Below are 16,516 nucleotides of genomic sequence, written 5' to 3'. Positions count from 1 at the left end.
CTGCTGCGTGGCACCAAGCGTGAGGACGTAGAGCGTGGCCAGGTTCTGGCCAAGCCGGGCACCATCAAGCCGCACACCAAGTTCGAGTGCGAAGTGTACGTGCTGTCCAAGGAAGAAGGTGGTCGTCACACCCCGTTCTTCAAGGGCTACCGTCCGCAGTTCTACTTCCGTACCACCGACGTAACTGGCAACTGCGAACTGCCGGAAGGCGTTGAGATGGTAATGCCGGGCGACAACGTGAAAATGGTTGTCACCCTGATCGCTCCGATCGCCATGGAAGACGGCCTGCGCTTCGCTATCCGCGAAGGTGGTCGTACCGTTGGCGCCGGCGTGGTTGCCAAGATCATCGAGTAATCCTTGATCTAGTGCGTAAGGAAAAGGGGCCCTCTGGGGCCCCTTTTTCGTTTCATTGATCAAATATTGACACCCCCTGGGGGCATCCGTACAATTGCGCCTCCTTTTAGCGGGCGGAGTCCGTCCGTTGGGAATGGCAACTTGGAGTCTGAGGTCAAATGCAAAATCAACAAATCCGTATTCGGTTGAAGGCTTTTGACCATCGCCTGATCGACCAATCTACCCAGGAAATCGTGGAAACCGCGAAACGTACTGGCGCTCAGGTGCGTGGTCCGATTCCTCTGCCGACCCGCAAGGAACGTTACACCGTGCTGATTTCCCCGCACGTCAACAAGGACGCTCGTGACCAGTACGAAATTCGTACCCACAAGCGTGTTCTCGACATCGTTCAGCCGACAGACAAAACCGTCGACGCGCTGATGAAGCTCGACCTTGCTGCTGGCGTCGAAGTACAGATCAGCCTCGGCTAATGCCTTCGGCATTGGTCGTGTAACGCTCTGAAATGGGCGGCCATAGCGGGTGAAAGCCCCGTACACTAAAGAGGTTCAAAACATGACAATTGGTGTTGTCGGTCGTAAATGCGGCATGACCCGTATTTTCACCGAAGATGGTGTCTCTATTCCGGTCACGGTCATCGAGGTCGAGCCGAATCGCGTCACCCAGTTCAAAAATGAAGAGACCGATGGCTATCGCGCTGTGCAGGTAACTGCGGGCGAGCGTCGTGCTTCTCGTGTGACCAAGGCGCAAGCCGGTCACTTTGCCAAGGCGAATGTCGCCGCCGGTCGCGGCGTGTGGGAGTTCCGTCTGGGCGAAGAGGAGTTCAAGGCTGGCGATTCCATCTCCGTCGATCTGTTCCAGGCTGGTCAACTGGTAGACGTTACCGGTGAATCCAAGGGTAAAGGCTACGCCGGTACCATCAAGCGCTGGAACTTCCGTGGTCAAGACAATACCCACGGTAACTCCGTTTCCCACCGCGTCCCGGGTTCAATCGGCCAGTGCCAGACTCCTGGTCGAGTGTTCAAGGGCAAGAAAATGTCCGGTCACATGGGTGCTGAGCGCGTAACCGTTCAATCCCTTGAGGTCGTGCGTGTCGATGCTGAGCGTAATCTGCTGCTGGTCAAAGGTGCTGTTCCTGGCGCTACCGGCGGTGACGTGCTCGTGCGTCCGGCAGCCAAGGCTCGCGGTTAAGAGGGGAAGCTGAGATGCAACTTAATGTGAATGGCGCTCAGGCTATCGAAGTCTCCGAGCGTACCTTTGGTAGCGAATTCAACGAGACTCTGGTTCACCAGGCAGTCGTCGCCTACATGGCTGGCGGTCGTCAGGGCACCCGTGCTCAGAAGACTCGTTCCGAAGTCTCCGGTGGTGGCAAGAAGCCGTGGCGTCAGAAGGGCACCGGTCGTGCTCGTGCTGGCACCATCCGTAGCCCCATCTGGCGTGGCGGCGGCACCACTTTCGCCGCTAAACCGCAAGATCACTCCCAGAAGCTCAACAAGAAGATGTACCGCGCTGCTATGCGCTCCATCCTCTCCGAGCTGGTTCGTCTGGAGCGTCTGGTTATCGTTGCTGACTTCGCTGTCGATGCGCCGAAAACCAAAGGTCTGGTTAGCAAGCTGGATGGCCTGGGCCTGAAAGACGTGCTGATCGTTACCGATGGCGTCGATGAGAACCTGTACCTGGCTGCGCGCAATCTGGCGCACGTCGACGTACGCGACGTCCAGGGTTCCGACCCGGTCAGCCTGATCGCCTACGACAAGGTGCTGGTCACCGTGTCTGCCGTGAAGAAGTTCGAGGAGCTGCTGGGATGAACCAGGAACGCGTATTCAAAGTGCTGCTGGGCCCGCATATCTCCGAGAAAGCCACGGGGCTCGCGGACGGCAACAGTCAATTCGTTTTCAAGGTTGCCACTGATGCAACCAAGCTGGAAATCAAGAAGGCCGTAGAAAGCCTGTTCGGCGTGAAAGTACGTCGCGTCACCACCCTGAACGTTCAGGGCAAGACCAAGCGTACCGTTCGCGGCCTGGGCAAGCGTAACGACTGGAAAAAGGCGTACATCGCCCTCCAGCCGGGCCAGGATCTCGATTTCGCAGCTGGCGCTGAGTAAAGGGGTGCATCATGGCAATCGTTAAATGCAAACCGACTTCCGCTGGTCGTCGCTTCGTCGTCAAAGTGGTGAATCAGGAGCTGCACAAAGGCGCTCCCTACGCACCGCTGGTCGAGAAGAAGTCGAAGTCGGGCGGCCGTAACAACAACGGTCGCATCACCACTCGTCATATCGGTGGTGGCCACAAGCAGCACTACCGTCTGGTCGATTTCCGCCGCAACAAGGATGGCATTCCTGCCATCGTCGAGCGTGTTGAATACGATCCGAACCGTACTGCTCACATCGCTCTGCTGAAATACGCGGACGGCGAGCGTCGCTACATCATCGCCCCCAAAGGCGTGGTAGCTGGCGATCAGCTGATCTCCGGTATCGGCGCGCCGATCAAGGCCGGCAACAACATGCCGCTGCGCAATATCCCGGTTGGTAGCACCATCCACGGTATCGAGCTGAAGCCTGGCAAAGGCGCTCAGATCGCTCGCTCCGCTGGCGCTTCCGCCCAGCTGGTAGCCCGCGAAGGTGCCTACGTGACCGTGCGTCTGCGTTCCGGCGAAATGCGTAAAGTCCTGGCTGACTGCCGTGCGACCCTGGGCGAAGTCTCGAACTCCGAGCACAGCCTGCGTTCGCTGGGTAAAGCTGGTGCCAAGCGCTGGCGTGGCGTTCGCCCGACCGTTCGTGGTGTTGCCATGAACCCGGTCGACCACCCGCATGGTGGTGGTGAAGGTCGTACCTCTGCTGGTCGTCATCCGGTATCGCCGTGGGGTCTTCAGACGAAAGGTAAGAAGACTCGCGCGAACAAGCGTACCGATAACATGATCGTCCGTCGCCGCAAGTAAATAGAGGGATACGACAGTGCCGCGTTCTCTGAAAAAAGGTCCGTTTATCGATCTTCACCTGTTGAAGAAGATCGAAGTGGCGGTGGAAAAGAACGATCGCAAACCGATCAAGACCTGGTCGCGCCGTTCGATGATTCTGCCGCATATGGTTGGTCTGACCATCGCTGTTCACAACGGCCGTCAACACGTGCCGGTCCTCGTGAACGAAGACATGGTTGGTCACAAACTCGGCGAGTTCGCTGCTACCCGCACTTATCGTGGGCACGCTGCGGACAAGAAAGCCAAGCGTTAAGGGGTAAGGAAGATGGAAGTAGCCGCTAAGCTGTCGGGCGCTCGTATCTCCGCCCAGAAAGCCCGCTTGGTCGCCGACCAGATCCGCGGGAAGAAGGTGGGCGAAGCGCTCAACCTCCTGGCTTTCAGCAGTAAGAAAGCCGCCGAGATCATGAAGAAAGTGCTGGAGTCGGCTGTTGCCAACGCTGAGCACAACGAAGGCGCTGATGTGGATGACCTCAAGGTGTCCACCGTCTTCGTCAACGAAGGTCGTTCGCTCAAGCGCATCATGCCGCGCGCCAAAGGCCGTGCTGATCGCATCGTGAAGCGGTCTTGCCATATCACGGTCAAGGTTGCGGACAAGTAACGGAGTCGATCAGATGGGTCAGAAAGTACATCCCAATGGCATTCGCCTGGGTATCGTCAAGGAGCACACCTCTGTTTGGTATGCGGATAAGCGCACTTATGCCGACTATCTGTTTGCCGACCTGAAGGTCCGTGAGTACCTCCAAGACAAACTAAAAAGCGCGTCCGTAAGCCGTATCGATATCCATCGTCCGGCACAAACCGCACGCATCACCATCCACACCGCTCGTCCCGGCATCGTGATCGGCAAGAAAGGTGAAGATGTTGAGAAGCTGCGTCAGGACCTGACCAAGCAAATGGGTGTGCCGGTGCACATCAACATCGAAGAGATCCGCAAGCCGGAACTCGACGGTATGCTGGTTGCGCAGAGCGTAGCTCAGCAGCTGGAACGCCGCGTAATGTTCCGTCGCGCCATGAAGCGCGCCGTACAGAACGCCATGCGTATTGGTGCCAAGGGCATCAAGATCCAGGTGAGTGGTCGTTTGGGCGGCGCTGAAATTGCTCGTACCGAATGGTATCGCGAAGGTCGTGTGCCCCTGCACACCCTGCGTGCCGATATCGACTATGCAACCTACGAAGCGCACACCACCTACGGTGTGATCGGTGTGAAGGTTTGGATCTTCAAAGGTGAGGTCATTGGTGGCCGCCAGGAAGAGCTGAAGCCGGTAGCGCCCGCTCCTCGTAAAAAAGCTGCTAAGTAAGGAGTACGCAAATGCTGCAACCTAAGCGTACGAAGTTCCGCAAGCAAATGACCGGCCACAACCGTGGCTTGGCTCATCGCGGTAGCAAAGTCAGCTTCGGCGAGTTCGCTCTGAAGGCGACCAGCCGTGGCCGTCTCACCGCGCGCCAGATCGAGTCCGCACGTCGTGCGCTGACCCGTCACGTGAAACGTGGCGGCAAGATCTGGATCCGCGTATTCCCTGACAAGCCGGTTACCAAAAAGCCCCTCGAAGTTCGTATGGGTAAAGGTAAGGGCGGCGTCGAGTACTGGGTAGCCCAGATTCAACCGGGCAAGGTCCTGTACGAGATCGAGGGTGTTTCCGAAGAGCTGGCGCGTGAGGCATTCGCCCTGGCTGCTGCAAAGCTGCCGCTCGCCACCTCCTTTGTTAAGCGGACGGTGATGTGATGAAAGCGAATGAACTTCGTGAAAAATCCGTGGAGCAGCTGAACGAGCAACTGCTCGGCCTGCTGCGCGACCAGTTCAATCTGCGTATGCAGAAAGCAACTGGCCAGTTGGGGCAGTCCCACCTGCTCTCGCAGGTGAAGCGCGATATCGCTCGCGTCAAAACTGTGCTCAATCAGCAAGCAGGTAAGTGATCATGGCTGAAGCTCAGAAAACCGTCCGTACGCTGACCGGCCGCGTCGTCAGCGACAAGATGGACAAGACCGTCACCGTTCTGATCGAGCGTCGCGTCAAGCACCCGATCTACGGCAAATACGTGAAGCGTTCGACCAAACTGCACGCCCACGACGAAACCAATCAGTGCCGCGTTGGTGACCTGGTCACCATCCGCGAAACCCGTCCGCTGGCCAAAACCAAGGCCTGGACCCTGGTTGATATCGTCGAGCGCGCGGTGGAAGTCTAAGGGTCGGAGATAGAAGATGATTCAGACTCAATCCATGCTCGATGTCGCTGATAACAGCGGCGCGCGTCGCGTAATGTGCATCAAGGTGCTCGGCGGTTCCCACCGCCGCTACGCCGGCATTGGCGACATCATCAAGGTCACCGTCAAGGAAGCGATTCCGCGCGGCAAAGTGAAGAAGGGCCAGGTCATGACTGCCGTGGTCGTTCGCACCAAGCACGGCGTACGTCGTACCGACGGTTCCATCATTCGCTTCGACGGCAACGCCGCAGTCCTGCTGAACAACAAGCAGGAGCCTATCGGCACCCGTATCTTTGGGCCGGTGACTCGTGAACTTCGTACCGAGAAGTTCATGAAGATCGTCTCGCTTGCCCCTGAAGTGCTGTAAGGAGTAGCCGTCATGCAAAAAATTCGTCGTGACGACGAAGTCATCGTCATTGCCGGCAAGGACAAGGGCAAGCGTGGCAAGGTGCTGAAAGTTCTCGCTGACGACCGCCTGGTCGTTGGCGGTGTGAACCTGATCAAGCGCCACACCAAGCCTAATCCCATGCTCAACCAGCAAGGCGGGATCGTCGAGAAGGAGGCGCCTCTGCACGTCTCCAACGTCGCCATCTTCAATCCGGAAACCAGCAAGGCTGACCGCGTTGGTTTCAAGGTAGAAGACGGTAAGAAAATTCGTGTCTTCAAGTCGACCCAGAAACCGGTTCAGGCTTGAGGGAGCTAGGTAGATCACCATGGCACGATTGAAAGAAATTTATCGGAAGGAAATCGCGCCCAAGCTGAAGCAAGAGCTTCAGCTGGCGAACGTGATGGAAGTTCCGCGCGTTACCAAAATCACCCTCAACATGGGTCTGGGCGAAGCTGTCGGCGACAAGAAAGTCATCGAAAGCGCTGTAGCCGATCTCGAGAAGATCGCTGGCCAGAAACCGATCGTGACTTACGCACGTAAGTCCATCGCTGGCTTCAAGATTCGTGAAGGCTGGCCGATCGGCGTCAAGGTCACCCTGCGTGGCGACCGTATGTACGAGTTCCTGGATCGTCTGCTCTCCATCTCCCTGCCGCGCGTGCGTGACTTCCGCGGCCTGAATGCCAAGTCCTTCGATGGTCGTGGCAACTACAGCATGGGCGTGAAAGAGCAGATCATCTTCCCGGAAATCGACTACGACAAGATCGATGCTCTGCGCGGTATGGACATCACCCTGACCACCACCGCCCGTACGGACGATGAAGGTCGCGCTCTGCTGCGCGCCTTCAACTTCCCGTTCCGCAACTGATTGGAGTAGGAACATGGCAAAAGAGAGCATGAAAAACCGTGAGCTGAAGCGTCAGCTGACGGTAGCCAAGTACGCCAAAAAGCGTGCCGAGCTGAAAGCGATCATCGCTAGCCCGAACTCCACCGCGGAAGAGCGTTGGAATGCGCAGGTCGCCCTGCAGAAGCAACCGCGTGACGCAAGCGCCAGCCGCCTGCGTAACCGTTGCCGTCTGACTGGTCGTCCGCACGGCTTCTACCGCAAGTTCGGCCTGAGCCGTAACAAGCTGCGTGAAGCTGCGATGCGCGGTGACGTACCTGGCCTGGTGAAAGCCAGCTGGTAAGTCCCGAAACGGAGTCGGAGACGGCTCCGTTGATCGCTTAGCGAATCAAGCCCCTCTCCGGGGCTTGATTCGTTTTTGAGCGATCTCTAGAATACCCGGCTCCCCTGAGCCTGGGTCTATTTCGCCTGGCGTTTTGTGGGCGAGTGAAGTTAAAGGCTTATCTTTTGTATCAGGAGCGTTAAGCCCATGAGTATGCAGGACCCGTTAGCAGACATGCTAACTCGCATCCGTAATGCCCAGATGGCTGAGAAGACCGTCGTGAGCATGCCGTCTTCCAAGCTGAAAGCGGCAGTAGCCAAAGTCCTCAAGGACGAAGGTTACATTGCGGACTATCAGATCAGCGCGGAAGCCAAACCGCTGCTGTCCATCGAGCTGAAGTACTTCGAAGGCAAGCCTGTCATCGAAGAAGTTAAGCGAATCAGCCGTCCTGGCCTGCGCCAGTACAAGTCCGTAGATCAGCTGCCGAAAGTTCGCGGTGGTCTGGGTGTCTCGATCGTTTCCACCAACAAGGGTGTGATGACTGATCGTGCTGCTCGTGCCGCTGGCGTTGGTGGCGAAGTGCTCTGCACTGTGTTCTAAGGGGAATCAGCATGTCTCGCGTTGCTAAGAACCCCGTCAAGCTGCCTGCCGGCGTTGAAATCAAGCTGGCTGGCCAGGAGCTTTCGGTAAAAGGCGCCAAAGGCGCTCTGGAACTGAAGGTTCACCCATCCGTAGAAGTCATTCAGGACAACGGTGAGCTGCGTTTCGCTGCGCGTAACGGCGACCAGCAGACCCGTGCCATGGCCGGTACCACCCGCGCTCTGGTCAACAACATGGTGATCGGCGTCAGCCAAGGCTTCGAGCGCAAGCTCCAGCTGGTCGGCGTTGGTTACAAGGCGCAGGCCAAAGGCCAAGTGCTGTCCCTGGCTCTCGGCTTCTCCCACCCGGTTGATTACGAACTGCCCGCCGGCATCGTAGCCGAAACCCCCAGCCAGACCGATATCCTGATCAAGGGCATCGACAAGCAGCTGGTCGGCCAGGTTGCTGCGGAAATTCGCGACTTCCGTCCGCCGGAGCCGTACAAAGGCAAAGGCGTGCGTTACGCCGACGAAGTCGTCCTTCGTAAAGAAGCCAAGAAGAAGTAGGGCATAGCAAATGAGCGTCAAGAAAGAAACCCGTCTGCGTCGCGCTCGCAAGGCACGCCTGAAGATGCGCGAGCTGGAAGCCGTACGCCTTTGTGTGTACCGCTCCTCCCAGCACATTTACGCCCAGGTCATCGCGGCCGACGGCGGCAAGGTCCTGGCCAGCGCCTCGACCCTCGACAAGGATCTGCGCGAAGGTGCCACCGGCAACATCGAGGCAGCCAAGAAAGTTGGTCAACTGGTCGCCGAACGCGCCAAGGCTGCCGGCGTCACTCAGGTGGCGTTCGACCGTTCTGGCTTCAAGTACCACGGCCGTATCAAGGCCCTGGCTGATGCCGCTCGCGAAGGCGGTCTGGAGTTCTAAGTTATGGCAAACAACGAGCAAAAGCGCGACGAAGGCTACATCGAGAAGCTGGTTCAAGTTAACCGCGTCGCCAAAACCGTAAAAGGTGGCCGTATCTTCGCCTTCACCGCTCTGACCGTGGTCGGCGATGGTAAAGGTCGTGTTGGTTTCGGTCGTGGCAAGGCGCGTGAAGTGCCGGCCGCCATCCAGAAAGCAATGGAAGCCGCTCGCCGCAACATGATCCAGGTTGATCTGAACGGCACCACCCTGCAGTACCCGACCAAGTCCGCTCATGGCGCCTCCAAGGTGTACATGCAGCCGGCTTCGGAAGGTACCGGTATCATCGCCGGCGGCGCCATGCGTGCTGTCCTGGAAGTGGCCGGTGTGCAGAACGTTCTGGCTAAGTGCTACGGCTCCACCAATCCGGTGAACGTGGTGTACGCAACCTTCAAGGGCCTGAAGAACATGCAGTCCCCTGAGTCGGTAGCGGCCAAGCGTGGCAAGAGCGTCGAGGAGATTCTCTAACCATGGCAACTGTCAAAGTCACTCTGGTCAAGAGCCTGAACGGCCGTCTGGCCAATCACAAGGCTTGCGTCAAGGGTCTCGGCCTGCGTCGCATCAATCATACCGTTGAAGTTCAGGACACTCCTGAAAACCGCGGCATGATCAACAAGGCCTACTACCTGCTGCGTGTGGAGGGTTAATCCATGCAACTGAACGATCTGCGTTCCGCGCCGGGTGCCCGTCGCGAGAAGCACCGTCCGGGCCGTGGCATCGGTAGCGGTCTGGGTAAGACTGGTGGCCGTGGTCACAAAGGTCAGACCTCCCGCTCCGGTGGCACCATTGCTCCGGGCTTCGAGGGCGGTCAGCAGCCTCTGCACCGTCGTCTGCCGAAGTTCGGCTTCGTCTCCCTGAAGGCTATGGATCGCGCAGAAGTGCGTACCTCCGAGCTGGCCAAGGTGCAAGGCGATGTCGTCACCCTGCAGACCCTGAAGGATGCCAACGTGATTAACCAGAACGTACAGCGTGTGAAAGTCATGCTGTCCGGCGACGTTACTCGCGCGGTCACCCTGAAAGGTATCGCCGCCACCAAAGGTGCGCGTGCGGCCATCGAAGCAGCTGGCGGCAAATTCGAGGACTAAATGGCTAAGCAAGGTGCTCTCTCTGCGCTGAGCAACGGTGGTGGTCTTTCCGAGCTCTGGGCACGTCTGCGTTTCCTATTCCTGGCGATCATCGTCTATCGGATCGGCGCGCACATCCCAGTTCCGGGCATCAACCCTGATCGCTTGGCGGCACTGTTCCGGCAGAACGAGGGGACCATTCTTAGCCTCTTCAACATGTTTTCCGGCGGCGCGCTGGAGCGCATGAGTATCTTTGCGCTGGGGATCATGCCGTACATTTCGGCGTCGATCATCATGCAGCTCATGACCGCTATCAGCCCGCAGCTGGAGCAGTTGAAGAAAGAGGGTGAGTCTGGGCGTCGCAAGATCAGCCAGTACACCCGTTACGGGACTGTCATCCTGGCGCTTGTCCAAGCTATCGGCATGGCCGTTGGTCTGGGTAGCCAGGGTGTGTCCTTCTCCAATGACTTCGGCTTCTACTTCGTGGCAGTCACCACCTTCGTGGCTGGTGCGCTGTTCATGATGTGGCTGGGCGAGCAGATCACTGAGCGGGGTGTCGGTAACGGCATCTCCATGCTGATCTTCTCCGGTATCGTTGCCGGCTTGCCGCGCGCCGTCGGGCAGTCTTTCGAGTCCGCCCGTCAAGGTGACATCAACATCTTCGCCCTGATCGCTGTCGGCCTGTTGGCCGTTGCGATCATCGCGTTCGTGGTGTTCATCGAGCGTGGTCAGCGCCGTATTGCCGTGCATTACGCCAAGCGCCAACAAGGTCGCAAGGTGTTTGCCGCGCAGACCAGCCATCTGCCGTTGAAGGTGAACATGGCGGGCGTCATTCCCGCGATTTTCGCCAGCAGCATTCTGCTGTTCCCGGCGTCCTTGGGCGCCTGGTTCGGTCAGTCGGAGGGCCTGGGTTGGCTGCAGGACATTGCGCAAGCGATTGCTCCTGGGCAGCCGCTGAACATTCTGCTGTTTAGTGCAGGGATCGTTTTCTTCTGCTTCTTCTATACAGCGCTGATGTTCAATCCCAAGGACGTGGCGGAAAACCTCAAGAAGTCCGGTGCATTTATTCCGGGTATTCGTCCGGGCGAACAGTCGGCTCGCTATATCGATGGCGTGTTGACCCGTTTGACCATGTTCGGTGCCCTGTACATGACGGCGGTGTGCCTGTTGCCCCAGTTCCTGGTGGTGGCTGCCCACGTTCCGTTCTACCTCGGCGGGACCTCGTTGCTGATCGTGGTCGTGGTTGTGATGGACTTTATGGCCCAAGTACAATCGCACCTCGTTTCTCACCAGTACGAATCCCTCATGAAGAAGGCCAACCTGAAGGGTTATGGCAGCGGCTTGCTGCGCTGACCGGCCCGTAAGGTTAGTAGGAGTCACTGATGAAAGTTCGTGCATCGGTTAAGAAGCTGTGCCGTAACTGCAAAATCATCCGCCGCGAAGGTGTCGTGCGGGTGATCTGCAGCGCGGAGCCGCGTCACAAGCAGCGCCAAGGCTGAGTGTGAACCACGCGTTATAACCCGGCAGCTAGTGCGCTGCCGGGTTGATTATTTGTTATTACAGCGCTAATATCCGCGCCCTTTCTTGGCTTCCTGGGCGCCGGGTAGCTGTCAATTGGAGTTTTTCTGAATGGCCCGTATTGCAGGCGTAAACATTCCGGATAACAAGCACACTGTTATCTCGCTGACCTACATCTATGGTGTTGGTCGCACTACTGCACAGAGCATCTGCGCCGCCACCGGCATCAGCCCGGCTGCAAAGATCAAAGATCTGAGCGAAGAGCAGATTGATCAGCTGCGTACCGAGGTGGGCAAACTGACCACCGAGGGTGATCTGCGCCGCGAAATCAACATGAACATCAAGCGTCTGATGGACCTCGGTTGCTACCGCGGTCTGCGTCATCGTCGCGGTCTGCCGGTTCGCGGTCAGCGTACCAAGACCAACGCGCGTACCCGTAAGGGCCCGCGTAAGCCGATCCGCAAGTAATCGCTTAGGAATTTAGTCATGGCAAAACCTGCTGCTCGTCCTCGTAAGAAAGTCAAAAAGACGGTGGTTGATGGGATCGCCCACATCCACGCGTCTTTCAACAACACCATCGTGACCATCACCGACCGTCAAGGTAACGCTCTGTCCTGGGCTACCTCCGGTGGTTCGGGTTTCCGTGGCTCGCGTAAGAGCACCCCGTTCGCTGCCCAGGTAGCGGCCGAGCGTGCCGGCCAGGCTGCTCTGGAATATGGTCTGAAAAACCTTGACGTAAACGTCAAGGGCCCCGGCCCGGGCCGTGAATCGGCTGTTCGCGCACTGAACGCTTGCGGTTACAAAATCGCCAGCATCACTGACGTGACCCCGATCCCTCACAACGGCTGCCGTCCGCCGAAGAAACGTCGCGTGTAATAGGAGACAGTGAGAAATGGCTCGTTACATTGGTCCCAAGTGCAAACTGTCTCGCCGTGAAGGCACCGACCTGTTCCTGAAGAGCGGCGCCCGCGCCCTCGACTCCAAGTGCAAGGCCGAAAACGTCCCGGGTCAACACGGCCAGCGCCGTGGTCGCCTGTCGGACTACGGTCTGCAGCTGCGTGAGAAGCAGAAAGTTCGTCGTATCTACGGCGTTCTGGAGCGTCAATTCCGTGGTTACTATCAGGAAGCGTCCCGCCGCAAGGGCTCCACAGGTGAAAACCTGCTGCAGATCCTCGAGTGCCGCCTGGACAACGTCGTCTATCGTATGGGCTTCGGTTCCACTCGTTCCGAATCCCGTCAGCTGGTGTCGCACAAGACCATCAGCGTCAACGGTCAGACCGTAAACGTTCCGTCCTACCAGGTTAAAGCTGGCGACGTCATTGCTGTTCGCGAGAAATCGAAGAATCAGCTGCGTATCGCTCAAGCCCTGGATCTGTGCGCTCAGCGCGGTCGCGTTGAGTGGGTCGAAGTGGATTCCGACAAGAAGTCCGGCACCTTCAAAAGTGTTCCGGCTCGCGCCGATCTGTCCGCCGACATCAACGAAAACCTGATTGTCGAGCTCTACTCCAAGTAAGGGCTAGAAAATAGGTGCATCCATGCAGAGTTCGGTAAATGAGTTCCTGACCCCCCGCCACATTGATGTGCAGGTGGTCAGTCCGACCCGTGCCAAGATCACGCTCGAGCCTCTCGAGCGCGGTTTTGGCCATACCCTGGGCAACGCGCTGCGTCGCATCCTGTTGTCCTCCATGCCTGGCTGTGCAGTGGTCGAGGCCGAGATCGATGGCGTACTCCATGAGTACTCCGCGATCGAAGGTGTGCAGGAAGACGTCATCGAGATCCTGCTCAACCTGAAAGGTCTGGCCATCAAGCTGCACGGCCGTGACGAAGTGACGCTGACCCTGGCGAAAAAGGGCTCGGGTGTGGTGACCGCTGCCGATATTCAGCTGGATCATGATGTCGAGATCGTCAACGGTGACCATGTTATCGCCCACTTGGCTGATAACGGCGCGCTGAACATGAAGCTGAAAGTCGCTCGTGGCCGTGGCTACGAGCCGGCTGATGCTCGTTCGAGCGATGAAGACGAAAGCCGTAGCATCGGCCGTCTGCAGCTCGACGCCTCGTTCAGCCCCGTACGTCGTGTTGCCTACGTGGTCGAAAACGCCCGTGTCGAACAGCGTACCAACCTGGACAAGCTGGTCCTTGACCTGGAAACCAACGGCACCCTGGACCCCGAAGAGGCTATCCGCCGCGCCGCTACCATCCTGCAACAGCAGCTGGCAGCGTTCGTGGACCTCAAGGGCGACAGCGAGCCGGTCGTGGAAGAGCAGGAAGACGAGATCGATCCGATCCTCCTGCGTCCGGTCGACGATCTTGAGCTGACCGTCCGTTCGGCCAACTGCCTGAAGGCGGAGAACATCTACTACATCGGCGACCTGATTCAGCGTACCGAAGTAGAGCTGTTGAAAACTCCGAACCTGGGCAAGAAGTCCCTGACCGAAATCAAGGACGTTCTGGCCTCTCGCGGTCTGTCCCTCGGTATGCGCCTCGACAACTGGCCGCCGGCAAGTCTTAAGAAAGACGACAAGGCCACTGCCTGATCGTCGTAGCTACCGAACGTAAAGTTTGGAAAGGAATTGAACAATGCGCCATCGTAAAAGTGGTCGTCACCTGAGCCGCACCAGCGCGCACCGCAAGGCTATGTTCCAGAACATGGCTGTGTCGCTGTTCGAACACGAACTGATCAAAACCACCCTGCCCAAGGCCAAGGAACTGCGTCGCGTTGCCGAGCCGCTGATCACCCTGGCCAAGGAAGACAGCGTCGCCAACCGTCGTCTGGCTTTCGACCGTACCCGTTCGAAAGCTGCCGTTGGCAAGCTGTTCAACGACCTGGGCAAGCGCTATGCCAACCGTCCGGGTGGCTACCTGCGCATCCTCAAGTGCGGTTTCCGCGCTGGCGACAACGCCCCCATGGCGTATGTCGAGCTGGTTGATCGTCCGGTCGGCGGCGAAGTTGTAGACGCTGCCGAGTAAGGCGACTGCCTCTCATGAAAAACCGGGCTTCGGCCCGGTTTTTTATTGCTTGTAATAAAGAGAATTTCTATTGGGTCGTTGCGCTCAATAAATTGGTTTCATTCATCACGATCATCGAACCTGTGCCGGTCCGGTCACTACTGGATCGACTAGCAGGATCGAGTCCCGGCAGCACCGCAGCTTCGCTGGCGAAATAGCGAATCTGTACCAGGCTTACTGGTTCCGTGTTCCGTTGCGCTCGATTGACGAAACCGTTGTTGAGGAGAGACACCATGAGCGATACCACCCGCCTGACGACCGCTGCAGGAGCACCGGTCCCGGACAATCAGAACGTGCAGACCGCAGGCTCCCGAGGCCCCCTGCTGCTGCAGGATGTCTGGTTCCTTGAGAAGCTCGCCCATTTCGATCGCGAAGTCATCCCGGAACGCCGCATGCACGCCAAGGGCTCCGCTGCCTATGGCACCTTCACCGTCACGCACGACATTACCCGCTACACCCGCGCCAAGCTGTTTTCCCAGGTCGGCAAGACGACCGACCTGTTCCTGCGCTTTTCCACCGTCGCCGGTGAACGAGGGGCGGCTGATGCCGAGCGGGATATCCGTGGTTTCGCCCTGAAGTTCTACACCGAGGAAGGCAATTGGGACCTGGTCGGGAACAACACGCCAGTGTTCTATTTCCGTGACCCGCTGAAATTCCCCGACCTCAATCACGTGGTCAAGCGCGACCCGCGCACCAACCTGCGTAACGCCACCTATAAGTGGGACTTCTTCTCGCACCTGCCGGAAGCCTTGCACCAGCTCACCATCGACTTCAGCGACCGTGGCCTGCCGCGTAGCTACCGTCACATCCATGGCTTCGGTAGCCACACCTTCAGTTTCATCAATGCGAAGAACGAGCGCTTCTGGGTCAAGTTCCACTTCAAGTCCCAGCAAGGCATCGAGAACCTCAGTAATGAGGAAGCCGCCAAGCTGATCGGTGAGGATCGCGAGAGCTCGCAGCGGGACCTTTACGACGCCATCGAGCGTGGCGACTACCCACGCTGGAAGCTGTTCGTCCAGGTAATGCCGGAGAAGGAAGCCGCGACCTACCGCTACAATCCGTTCGACCTCACCAAGGTCTGGCCGCATGGCGACTATCCGTTGATCGAGGTGGGTTACTTCGAGCTGAATCGCAATCCGGCGAACTACTTCGCCGAGGTCGAGCAATCCGCCTTCAGCCCGGCCAATGTGGTTCCCGGTATCGGCTTCTCCCCCGACAAGATGCTCCAGGGCCGGCTGTTCTCCTATGGCGATGCGCACCGCTACCGCCTGGGCGTCAACCACCACCAGATTCCGGTGAATGCCGCGCGTAACAACCCGCGCATCTATCACCGCGATGGCGCCATGCGCACCGACGGCAACAACGCCGACCTGGCGGTCAGCTACGAGCCCAACAGCTTCCGGCACTGGCAACAGCAGCCGGACTTCTCCGAACCGCCGCTGTCCCTGGAAGGCGCCGCCGATCACTGGAACCATCGGGTGGACGATGACTACTACAGCCAACCGGCTGCATTGTTCCGGCTCTTCGACGCGGCACAGAAGGAGCGGCTCTACGCCAACATCGCCGGCGATCTCGGTACAGTGCCCGAAGAGATTCAGCGTCGTCAGGTGGCACTGTTCCACAAGGTCGATCCGGAATACGGTGAGGGTGTCGCCAAGGCGCTCGGCCTGAAAATGAGCTGATCCGCCTGGCTGTGGATAAGCCGTCCGCGAGGGCGGCTTTTTTTCACGCGGCGTGCCTCCGTGATGGGCGCGGGCTTGACCCGTCGCGGGGCGCTGGCGACCATGGCGCCCTTCAATTCGCTGTCAGGTTTCAGGGAGTAGGCCGATGCAAGGTCATGCCGAGGTTATCGAGTATCTCAACACGTTGCTGACCGGCGAGCTGGCGGCGCGCGACCAGTATTTCATTCACTCGCGCATGTACGAGGACTGGGGTTTCAGCAAGCTCTATGAGCGCCTGAACCACGAAATGGAAGAGGAAACCCAGCACGCCGACGCTTTGCTGCGCCGCATCCTGCTGCTGGAAGGCACGCCGCGCATGCGTCCGGACGACATTCACCCTGGGACCAGCGTGCCGGAGATGCTCGAGGCCGATCTCAAGCTAGAGCGCCAGGTGCGTGCCGCGCTGGCCAAGGGCATCGCCCTCTGCGAGAAGCACAAGGATTTCGTTAGCCGTGAAATTCTGCGCGCGCAGTTGGCCGACACCGAGGAAGACCATGCCTATTGGCTGGAGCAGCAACTCGGGCTGATCGCCAAGATGGGCCTGGAAAACTACCTGCAGTCGCAGATCTGAGCCTCGCTGCGA

31 protein-coding genes are annotated in these 16,516 nt (G+C 58.4%); all 31 read left to right on the top strand.

The genetic code is table 11. The annotated features are described in order from the left end of the window. Nucleotides 1-354, top strand: a 354-nt coding sequence (locus BLQ74_RS07855; protein ID WP_090261969.1) for an EF-Tu C-terminal domain-related protein, incomplete at its 5' end; no start/stop codon positions are given. A gap of 158 nt (nucleotides 355-512) precedes the next feature. Continuing rightward, the gene (gene rpsJ / locus BLQ74_RS07850; RefSeq protein ID WP_003243886.1) at nucleotides 513-824 is read left to right on the top strand and encodes a 30S ribosomal protein S10; all 312 of its coding nucleotides are present in this window, start codon (nucleotides 513-515) and stop codon (nucleotides 822-824) included. A gap of 82 nt (nucleotides 825-906) precedes the next feature. Beyond that, nucleotides 907-1,542 carry a 50S ribosomal protein L3 gene (rplC, locus tag BLQ74_RS07845; protein WP_009617147.1) on the top strand — a complete coding sequence of 212 codons (636 nt, stop codon included), beginning with the start codon at nucleotides 907-909 and terminating at the stop codon, nucleotides 1,540-1,542. A 14-nt stretch (nucleotides 1,543-1,556) separates the two neighbouring features. After that, nucleotides 1,557-2,159, top strand: coding sequence for a 50S ribosomal protein L4 (rplD, locus tag BLQ74_RS07840; RefSeq protein ID WP_090261968.1), 603 nt, complete (start codon nucleotides 1,557-1,559; stop codon nucleotides 2,157-2,159). Beyond that, complete coding sequence (gene rplW, locus BLQ74_RS07835) at nucleotides 2,156-2,455, top strand: 50S ribosomal protein L23 (RefSeq protein WP_015475322.1); 300 nt, start codon at nucleotides 2,156-2,158, stop codon at nucleotides 2,453-2,455. Before rplD ends, rplW begins: the two co-directional genes overlap by 4 nt. A gap of 11 nt (nucleotides 2,456-2,466) precedes the next feature. After that, a complete protein-coding gene (rplB, locus tag BLQ74_RS07830; RefSeq protein WP_090261967.1) occupies nucleotides 2,467-3,288 on the top strand; it encodes a 50S ribosomal protein L2 in 822 nt (273 codons plus the stop codon). A 16-nt stretch (nucleotides 3,289-3,304) separates the two neighbouring features. Then, complete coding sequence (rpsS, locus tag BLQ74_RS07825) at nucleotides 3,305-3,580, top strand: 30S ribosomal protein S19 (RefSeq protein ID WP_015475324.1); 276 nt, start codon at nucleotides 3,305-3,307, stop codon at nucleotides 3,578-3,580. A 12-nt stretch (nucleotides 3,581-3,592) separates the two neighbouring features. Beyond that, nucleotides 3,593-3,925 carry a 50S ribosomal protein L22 gene (rplV, locus tag BLQ74_RS07820; RefSeq protein ID WP_003103908.1) on the top strand — a complete coding sequence of 111 codons (333 nt, stop codon included), beginning with the start codon at nucleotides 3,593-3,595 and terminating at the stop codon, nucleotides 3,923-3,925. A 13-nt stretch (nucleotides 3,926-3,938) separates the two neighbouring features. Then, nucleotides 3,939-4,625 carry a 30S ribosomal protein S3 gene (gene rpsC / locus BLQ74_RS07815; RefSeq protein WP_015475326.1) on the top strand — a complete coding sequence of 229 codons (687 nt, stop codon included), beginning with the start codon at nucleotides 3,939-3,941 and terminating at the stop codon, nucleotides 4,623-4,625. An 11-nt stretch (nucleotides 4,626-4,636) separates the two neighbouring features. Beyond that, a complete protein-coding gene (gene rplP, locus BLQ74_RS07810; protein WP_009617163.1) occupies nucleotides 4,637-5,050 on the top strand; it encodes a 50S ribosomal protein L16 in 414 nt (137 codons plus the stop codon). Then, entirely contained in the window at nucleotides 5,050-5,241 is a 192-nt protein-coding gene (gene rpmC, locus BLQ74_RS07805) for a 50S ribosomal protein L29 (protein WP_003093720.1), read from the top strand. The genes rplP and rpmC overlap by 1 nt, the downstream gene beginning before the upstream one ends. A 2-nt stretch (nucleotides 5,242-5,243) precedes the next feature. Further along, the gene (rpsQ, locus tag BLQ74_RS07800) at nucleotides 5,244-5,510 is read left to right on the top strand and encodes a 30S ribosomal protein S17 (RefSeq protein ID WP_090261966.1); all 267 of its coding nucleotides are present in this window, start codon (nucleotides 5,244-5,246) and stop codon (nucleotides 5,508-5,510) included. A gap of 16 nt (nucleotides 5,511-5,526) precedes the next feature. Continuing rightward, complete coding sequence (gene rplN, locus BLQ74_RS07795; protein WP_003093714.1) at nucleotides 5,527-5,895, top strand: 50S ribosomal protein L14; 369 nt, start codon at nucleotides 5,527-5,529, stop codon at nucleotides 5,893-5,895. A 12-nt stretch (nucleotides 5,896-5,907) separates the two neighbouring features. After that, nucleotides 5,908-6,222, top strand: a complete 315-nt coding sequence (gene rplX / locus BLQ74_RS07790) for a 50S ribosomal protein L24 (protein WP_084313381.1) — start codon at nucleotides 5,908-5,910, stop codon at nucleotides 6,220-6,222. 19 nt (nucleotides 6,223-6,241) lie between these two features. Continuing rightward, the gene (rplE, locus tag BLQ74_RS07785) at nucleotides 6,242-6,781 is read left to right on the top strand and encodes a 50S ribosomal protein L5 (RefSeq protein WP_090261965.1); all 540 of its coding nucleotides are present in this window, start codon (nucleotides 6,242-6,244) and stop codon (nucleotides 6,779-6,781) included. Nucleotides 6,782-6,794: 13 nt separating this feature from the next. Next, complete coding sequence (rpsN, locus tag BLQ74_RS07780) at nucleotides 6,795-7,100, top strand: 30S ribosomal protein S14 (protein ID WP_084313380.1); 306 nt, start codon at nucleotides 6,795-6,797, stop codon at nucleotides 7,098-7,100. Between the two features lie 186 nt (nucleotides 7,101-7,286). Continuing rightward, the gene (rpsH, locus tag BLQ74_RS07775; RefSeq protein ID WP_090261964.1) at nucleotides 7,287-7,679 is read left to right on the top strand and encodes a 30S ribosomal protein S8; all 393 of its coding nucleotides are present in this window, start codon (nucleotides 7,287-7,289) and stop codon (nucleotides 7,677-7,679) included. 11 nt (nucleotides 7,680-7,690) lie between these two features. Beyond that, nucleotides 7,691-8,224, top strand: coding sequence for a 50S ribosomal protein L6 (gene rplF, locus BLQ74_RS07770; protein ID WP_090261963.1), 534 nt, complete (start codon nucleotides 7,691-7,693; stop codon nucleotides 8,222-8,224). A gap of 10 nt (nucleotides 8,225-8,234) precedes the next feature. Then, the gene (gene rplR / locus BLQ74_RS07765) at nucleotides 8,235-8,585 is read left to right on the top strand and encodes a 50S ribosomal protein L18 (RefSeq protein ID WP_090261962.1); all 351 of its coding nucleotides are present in this window, start codon (nucleotides 8,235-8,237) and stop codon (nucleotides 8,583-8,585) included. A gap of 3 nt (nucleotides 8,586-8,588) precedes the next feature. Continuing rightward, entirely contained in the window at nucleotides 8,589-9,089 is a 501-nt protein-coding gene (gene rpsE / locus BLQ74_RS07760; protein WP_090261961.1) for a 30S ribosomal protein S5, read from the top strand. 2 nt (nucleotides 9,090-9,091) lie between these two features. Next, nucleotides 9,092-9,268: a 50S ribosomal protein L30 gene (rpmD, locus tag BLQ74_RS07755; protein ID WP_003093696.1), complete on the top strand. Its 177-nt coding sequence runs from the start codon at nucleotides 9,092-9,094 to the stop codon at nucleotides 9,266-9,268. Nucleotides 9,269-9,271: 3 nt separating this feature from the next. Further along, entirely contained in the window at nucleotides 9,272-9,706 is a 435-nt protein-coding gene (rplO, locus tag BLQ74_RS07750; protein WP_090261960.1) for a 50S ribosomal protein L15, read from the top strand. Beyond that, complete coding sequence (gene secY / locus BLQ74_RS07745) at nucleotides 9,707-11,038, top strand: preprotein translocase subunit SecY (RefSeq protein ID WP_090261959.1); 1,332 nt, start codon at nucleotides 9,707-9,709, stop codon at nucleotides 11,036-11,038. A gap of 29 nt (nucleotides 11,039-11,067) precedes the next feature. Beyond that, on the top strand, nucleotides 11,068-11,184 hold the full coding sequence (gene rpmJ, locus BLQ74_RS07740; RefSeq protein ID WP_002555468.1) for a 50S ribosomal protein L36: 117 nt from the start codon (nucleotides 11,068-11,070) through the stop codon (nucleotides 11,182-11,184). 130 nt (nucleotides 11,185-11,314) lie between these two features. After that, nucleotides 11,315-11,671 carry a 30S ribosomal protein S13 gene (gene rpsM / locus BLQ74_RS07735; RefSeq protein WP_090261958.1) on the top strand — a complete coding sequence of 119 codons (357 nt, stop codon included), beginning with the start codon at nucleotides 11,315-11,317 and terminating at the stop codon, nucleotides 11,669-11,671. A gap of 18 nt (nucleotides 11,672-11,689) precedes the next feature. Next, nucleotides 11,690-12,079 (top strand): 30S ribosomal protein S11, encoded by a 390-nt coding sequence (gene rpsK / locus BLQ74_RS07730; RefSeq protein WP_003093689.1) that lies wholly within the window; start codon nucleotides 11,690-11,692, stop codon nucleotides 12,077-12,079. A gap of 16 nt (nucleotides 12,080-12,095) precedes the next feature. Continuing rightward, entirely contained in the window at nucleotides 12,096-12,716 is a 621-nt protein-coding gene (rpsD, locus tag BLQ74_RS07725; protein WP_090261957.1) for a 30S ribosomal protein S4, read from the top strand. A gap of 22 nt (nucleotides 12,717-12,738) precedes the next feature. Further along, nucleotides 12,739-13,740 (top strand): DNA-directed RNA polymerase subunit alpha, encoded by a 1,002-nt coding sequence (locus BLQ74_RS07720; RefSeq protein ID WP_090261956.1) that lies wholly within the window; start codon nucleotides 12,739-12,741, stop codon nucleotides 13,738-13,740. A gap of 43 nt (nucleotides 13,741-13,783) precedes the next feature. Next, on the top strand, nucleotides 13,784-14,173 hold the full coding sequence (gene rplQ / locus BLQ74_RS07715; RefSeq protein WP_090261955.1) for a 50S ribosomal protein L17: 390 nt from the start codon (nucleotides 13,784-13,786) through the stop codon (nucleotides 14,171-14,173). A gap of 272 nt (nucleotides 14,174-14,445) precedes the next feature. Continuing rightward, complete coding sequence (gene katA, locus BLQ74_RS07710; RefSeq protein WP_090261954.1) at nucleotides 14,446-15,894, top strand: catalase KatA; 1,449 nt, start codon at nucleotides 14,446-14,448, stop codon at nucleotides 15,892-15,894. Between the two features lie 145 nt (nucleotides 15,895-16,039). Continuing rightward, on the top strand, nucleotides 16,040-16,504 hold the full coding sequence (bfr, locus tag BLQ74_RS07705) for a bacterioferritin (protein WP_090261953.1): 465 nt from the start codon (nucleotides 16,040-16,042) through the stop codon (nucleotides 16,502-16,504). Nucleotides 16,505-16,516 lie beyond the last annotated feature (12 nt).

Origin of the sequence: Pseudomonas panipatensis, assembly GCF_900099785.1 — a bacterium.
In the GTDB taxonomy this organism is placed as follows: Bacteria; Pseudomonadota; Gammaproteobacteria; order Pseudomonadales; family Pseudomonadaceae; genus Pseudomonas; species Pseudomonas panipatensis.
The sequence above is the reverse complement of the archived record's forward strand: the minus strand, read 5'-3'. Positions and strand labels throughout refer to the sequence as shown.

Excerpts from the sequence above, each read along its gene's own strand:
- rpsJ (WP_003243886.1), top strand. The coding sequence starts at position 513 with ATGCAAAATCAACAAATCCGTATTCGGTTGAAGGCTTTTGACCATCGC.
- rplC (WP_009617147.1), top strand. The coding sequence starts at position 907 with ATGACAATTGGTGTTGTCGGTCGTAAATGCGGCATGACCCGTATTTTC.
- rplD (WP_090261968.1), top strand. The coding sequence starts at position 1,557 with ATGCAACTTAATGTGAATGGCGCTCAGGCTATCGAAGTCTCCGAGCGT.
- rplW (WP_015475322.1), top strand. The coding sequence starts at position 2,156 with ATGAACCAGGAACGCGTATTCAAAGTGCTGCTGGGCCCGCATATCTCC.
- rplB (WP_090261967.1), top strand. The coding sequence starts at position 2,467 with ATGGCAATCGTTAAATGCAAACCGACTTCCGCTGGTCGTCGCTTCGTC.
- rplV (WP_003103908.1), top strand. The coding sequence starts at position 3,593 with ATGGAAGTAGCCGCTAAGCTGTCGGGCGCTCGTATCTCCGCCCAGAAA.
- rpsC (WP_015475326.1), top strand. The coding sequence starts at position 3,939 with ATGGGTCAGAAAGTACATCCCAATGGCATTCGCCTGGGTATCGTCAAG.
- rplP (WP_009617163.1), top strand. The coding sequence starts at position 4,637 with ATGCTGCAACCTAAGCGTACGAAGTTCCGCAAGCAAATGACCGGCCAC.
- rpmC (WP_003093720.1), top strand. The coding sequence starts at position 5,050 with ATGAAAGCGAATGAACTTCGTGAAAAATCCGTGGAGCAGCTGAACGAG.
- rpsQ (WP_090261966.1), top strand. The coding sequence starts at position 5,244 with ATGGCTGAAGCTCAGAAAACCGTCCGTACGCTGACCGGCCGCGTCGTC.
- rplN (WP_003093714.1), top strand. The coding sequence starts at position 5,527 with ATGATTCAGACTCAATCCATGCTCGATGTCGCTGATAACAGCGGCGCG.
- rplX (WP_084313381.1), top strand. The coding sequence starts at position 5,908 with ATGCAAAAAATTCGTCGTGACGACGAAGTCATCGTCATTGCCGGCAAG.
- rplE (WP_090261965.1), top strand. The coding sequence starts at position 6,242 with ATGGCACGATTGAAAGAAATTTATCGGAAGGAAATCGCGCCCAAGCTG.
- rpsN (WP_084313380.1), top strand. The coding sequence starts at position 6,795 with ATGGCAAAAGAGAGCATGAAAAACCGTGAGCTGAAGCGTCAGCTGACG.
- rpsH (WP_090261964.1), top strand. The coding sequence starts at position 7,287 with ATGAGTATGCAGGACCCGTTAGCAGACATGCTAACTCGCATCCGTAAT.
- rplF (WP_090261963.1), top strand. The coding sequence starts at position 7,691 with ATGTCTCGCGTTGCTAAGAACCCCGTCAAGCTGCCTGCCGGCGTTGAA.
- rplR (WP_090261962.1), top strand. The coding sequence starts at position 8,235 with ATGAGCGTCAAGAAAGAAACCCGTCTGCGTCGCGCTCGCAAGGCACGC.
- rpsE (WP_090261961.1), top strand. The coding sequence starts at position 8,589 with ATGGCAAACAACGAGCAAAAGCGCGACGAAGGCTACATCGAGAAGCTG.
- rpmD (WP_003093696.1), top strand. The coding sequence starts at position 9,092 with ATGGCAACTGTCAAAGTCACTCTGGTCAAGAGCCTGAACGGCCGTCTG.
- rplO (WP_090261960.1), top strand. The coding sequence starts at position 9,272 with ATGCAACTGAACGATCTGCGTTCCGCGCCGGGTGCCCGTCGCGAGAAG.
- secY (WP_090261959.1), top strand. The coding sequence starts at position 9,707 with ATGGCTAAGCAAGGTGCTCTCTCTGCGCTGAGCAACGGTGGTGGTCTT.
- rpmJ (WP_002555468.1), top strand. The coding sequence starts at position 11,068 with ATGAAAGTTCGTGCATCGGTTAAGAAGCTGTGCCGTAACTGCAAAATC.
- rpsM (WP_090261958.1), top strand. The coding sequence starts at position 11,315 with ATGGCCCGTATTGCAGGCGTAAACATTCCGGATAACAAGCACACTGTT.
- rpsK (WP_003093689.1), top strand. The coding sequence starts at position 11,690 with ATGGCAAAACCTGCTGCTCGTCCTCGTAAGAAAGTCAAAAAGACGGTG.
- rpsD (WP_090261957.1), top strand. The coding sequence starts at position 12,096 with ATGGCTCGTTACATTGGTCCCAAGTGCAAACTGTCTCGCCGTGAAGGC.
- BLQ74_RS07720 (WP_090261956.1), top strand. The coding sequence starts at position 12,739 with ATGCAGAGTTCGGTAAATGAGTTCCTGACCCCCCGCCACATTGATGTG.
- rplQ (WP_090261955.1), top strand. The coding sequence starts at position 13,784 with ATGCGCCATCGTAAAAGTGGTCGTCACCTGAGCCGCACCAGCGCGCAC.
- katA (WP_090261954.1), top strand. The coding sequence starts at position 14,446 with ATGAGCGATACCACCCGCCTGACGACCGCTGCAGGAGCACCGGTCCCG.
- bfr (WP_090261953.1), top strand. The coding sequence starts at position 16,040 with ATGCAAGGTCATGCCGAGGTTATCGAGTATCTCAACACGTTGCTGACC.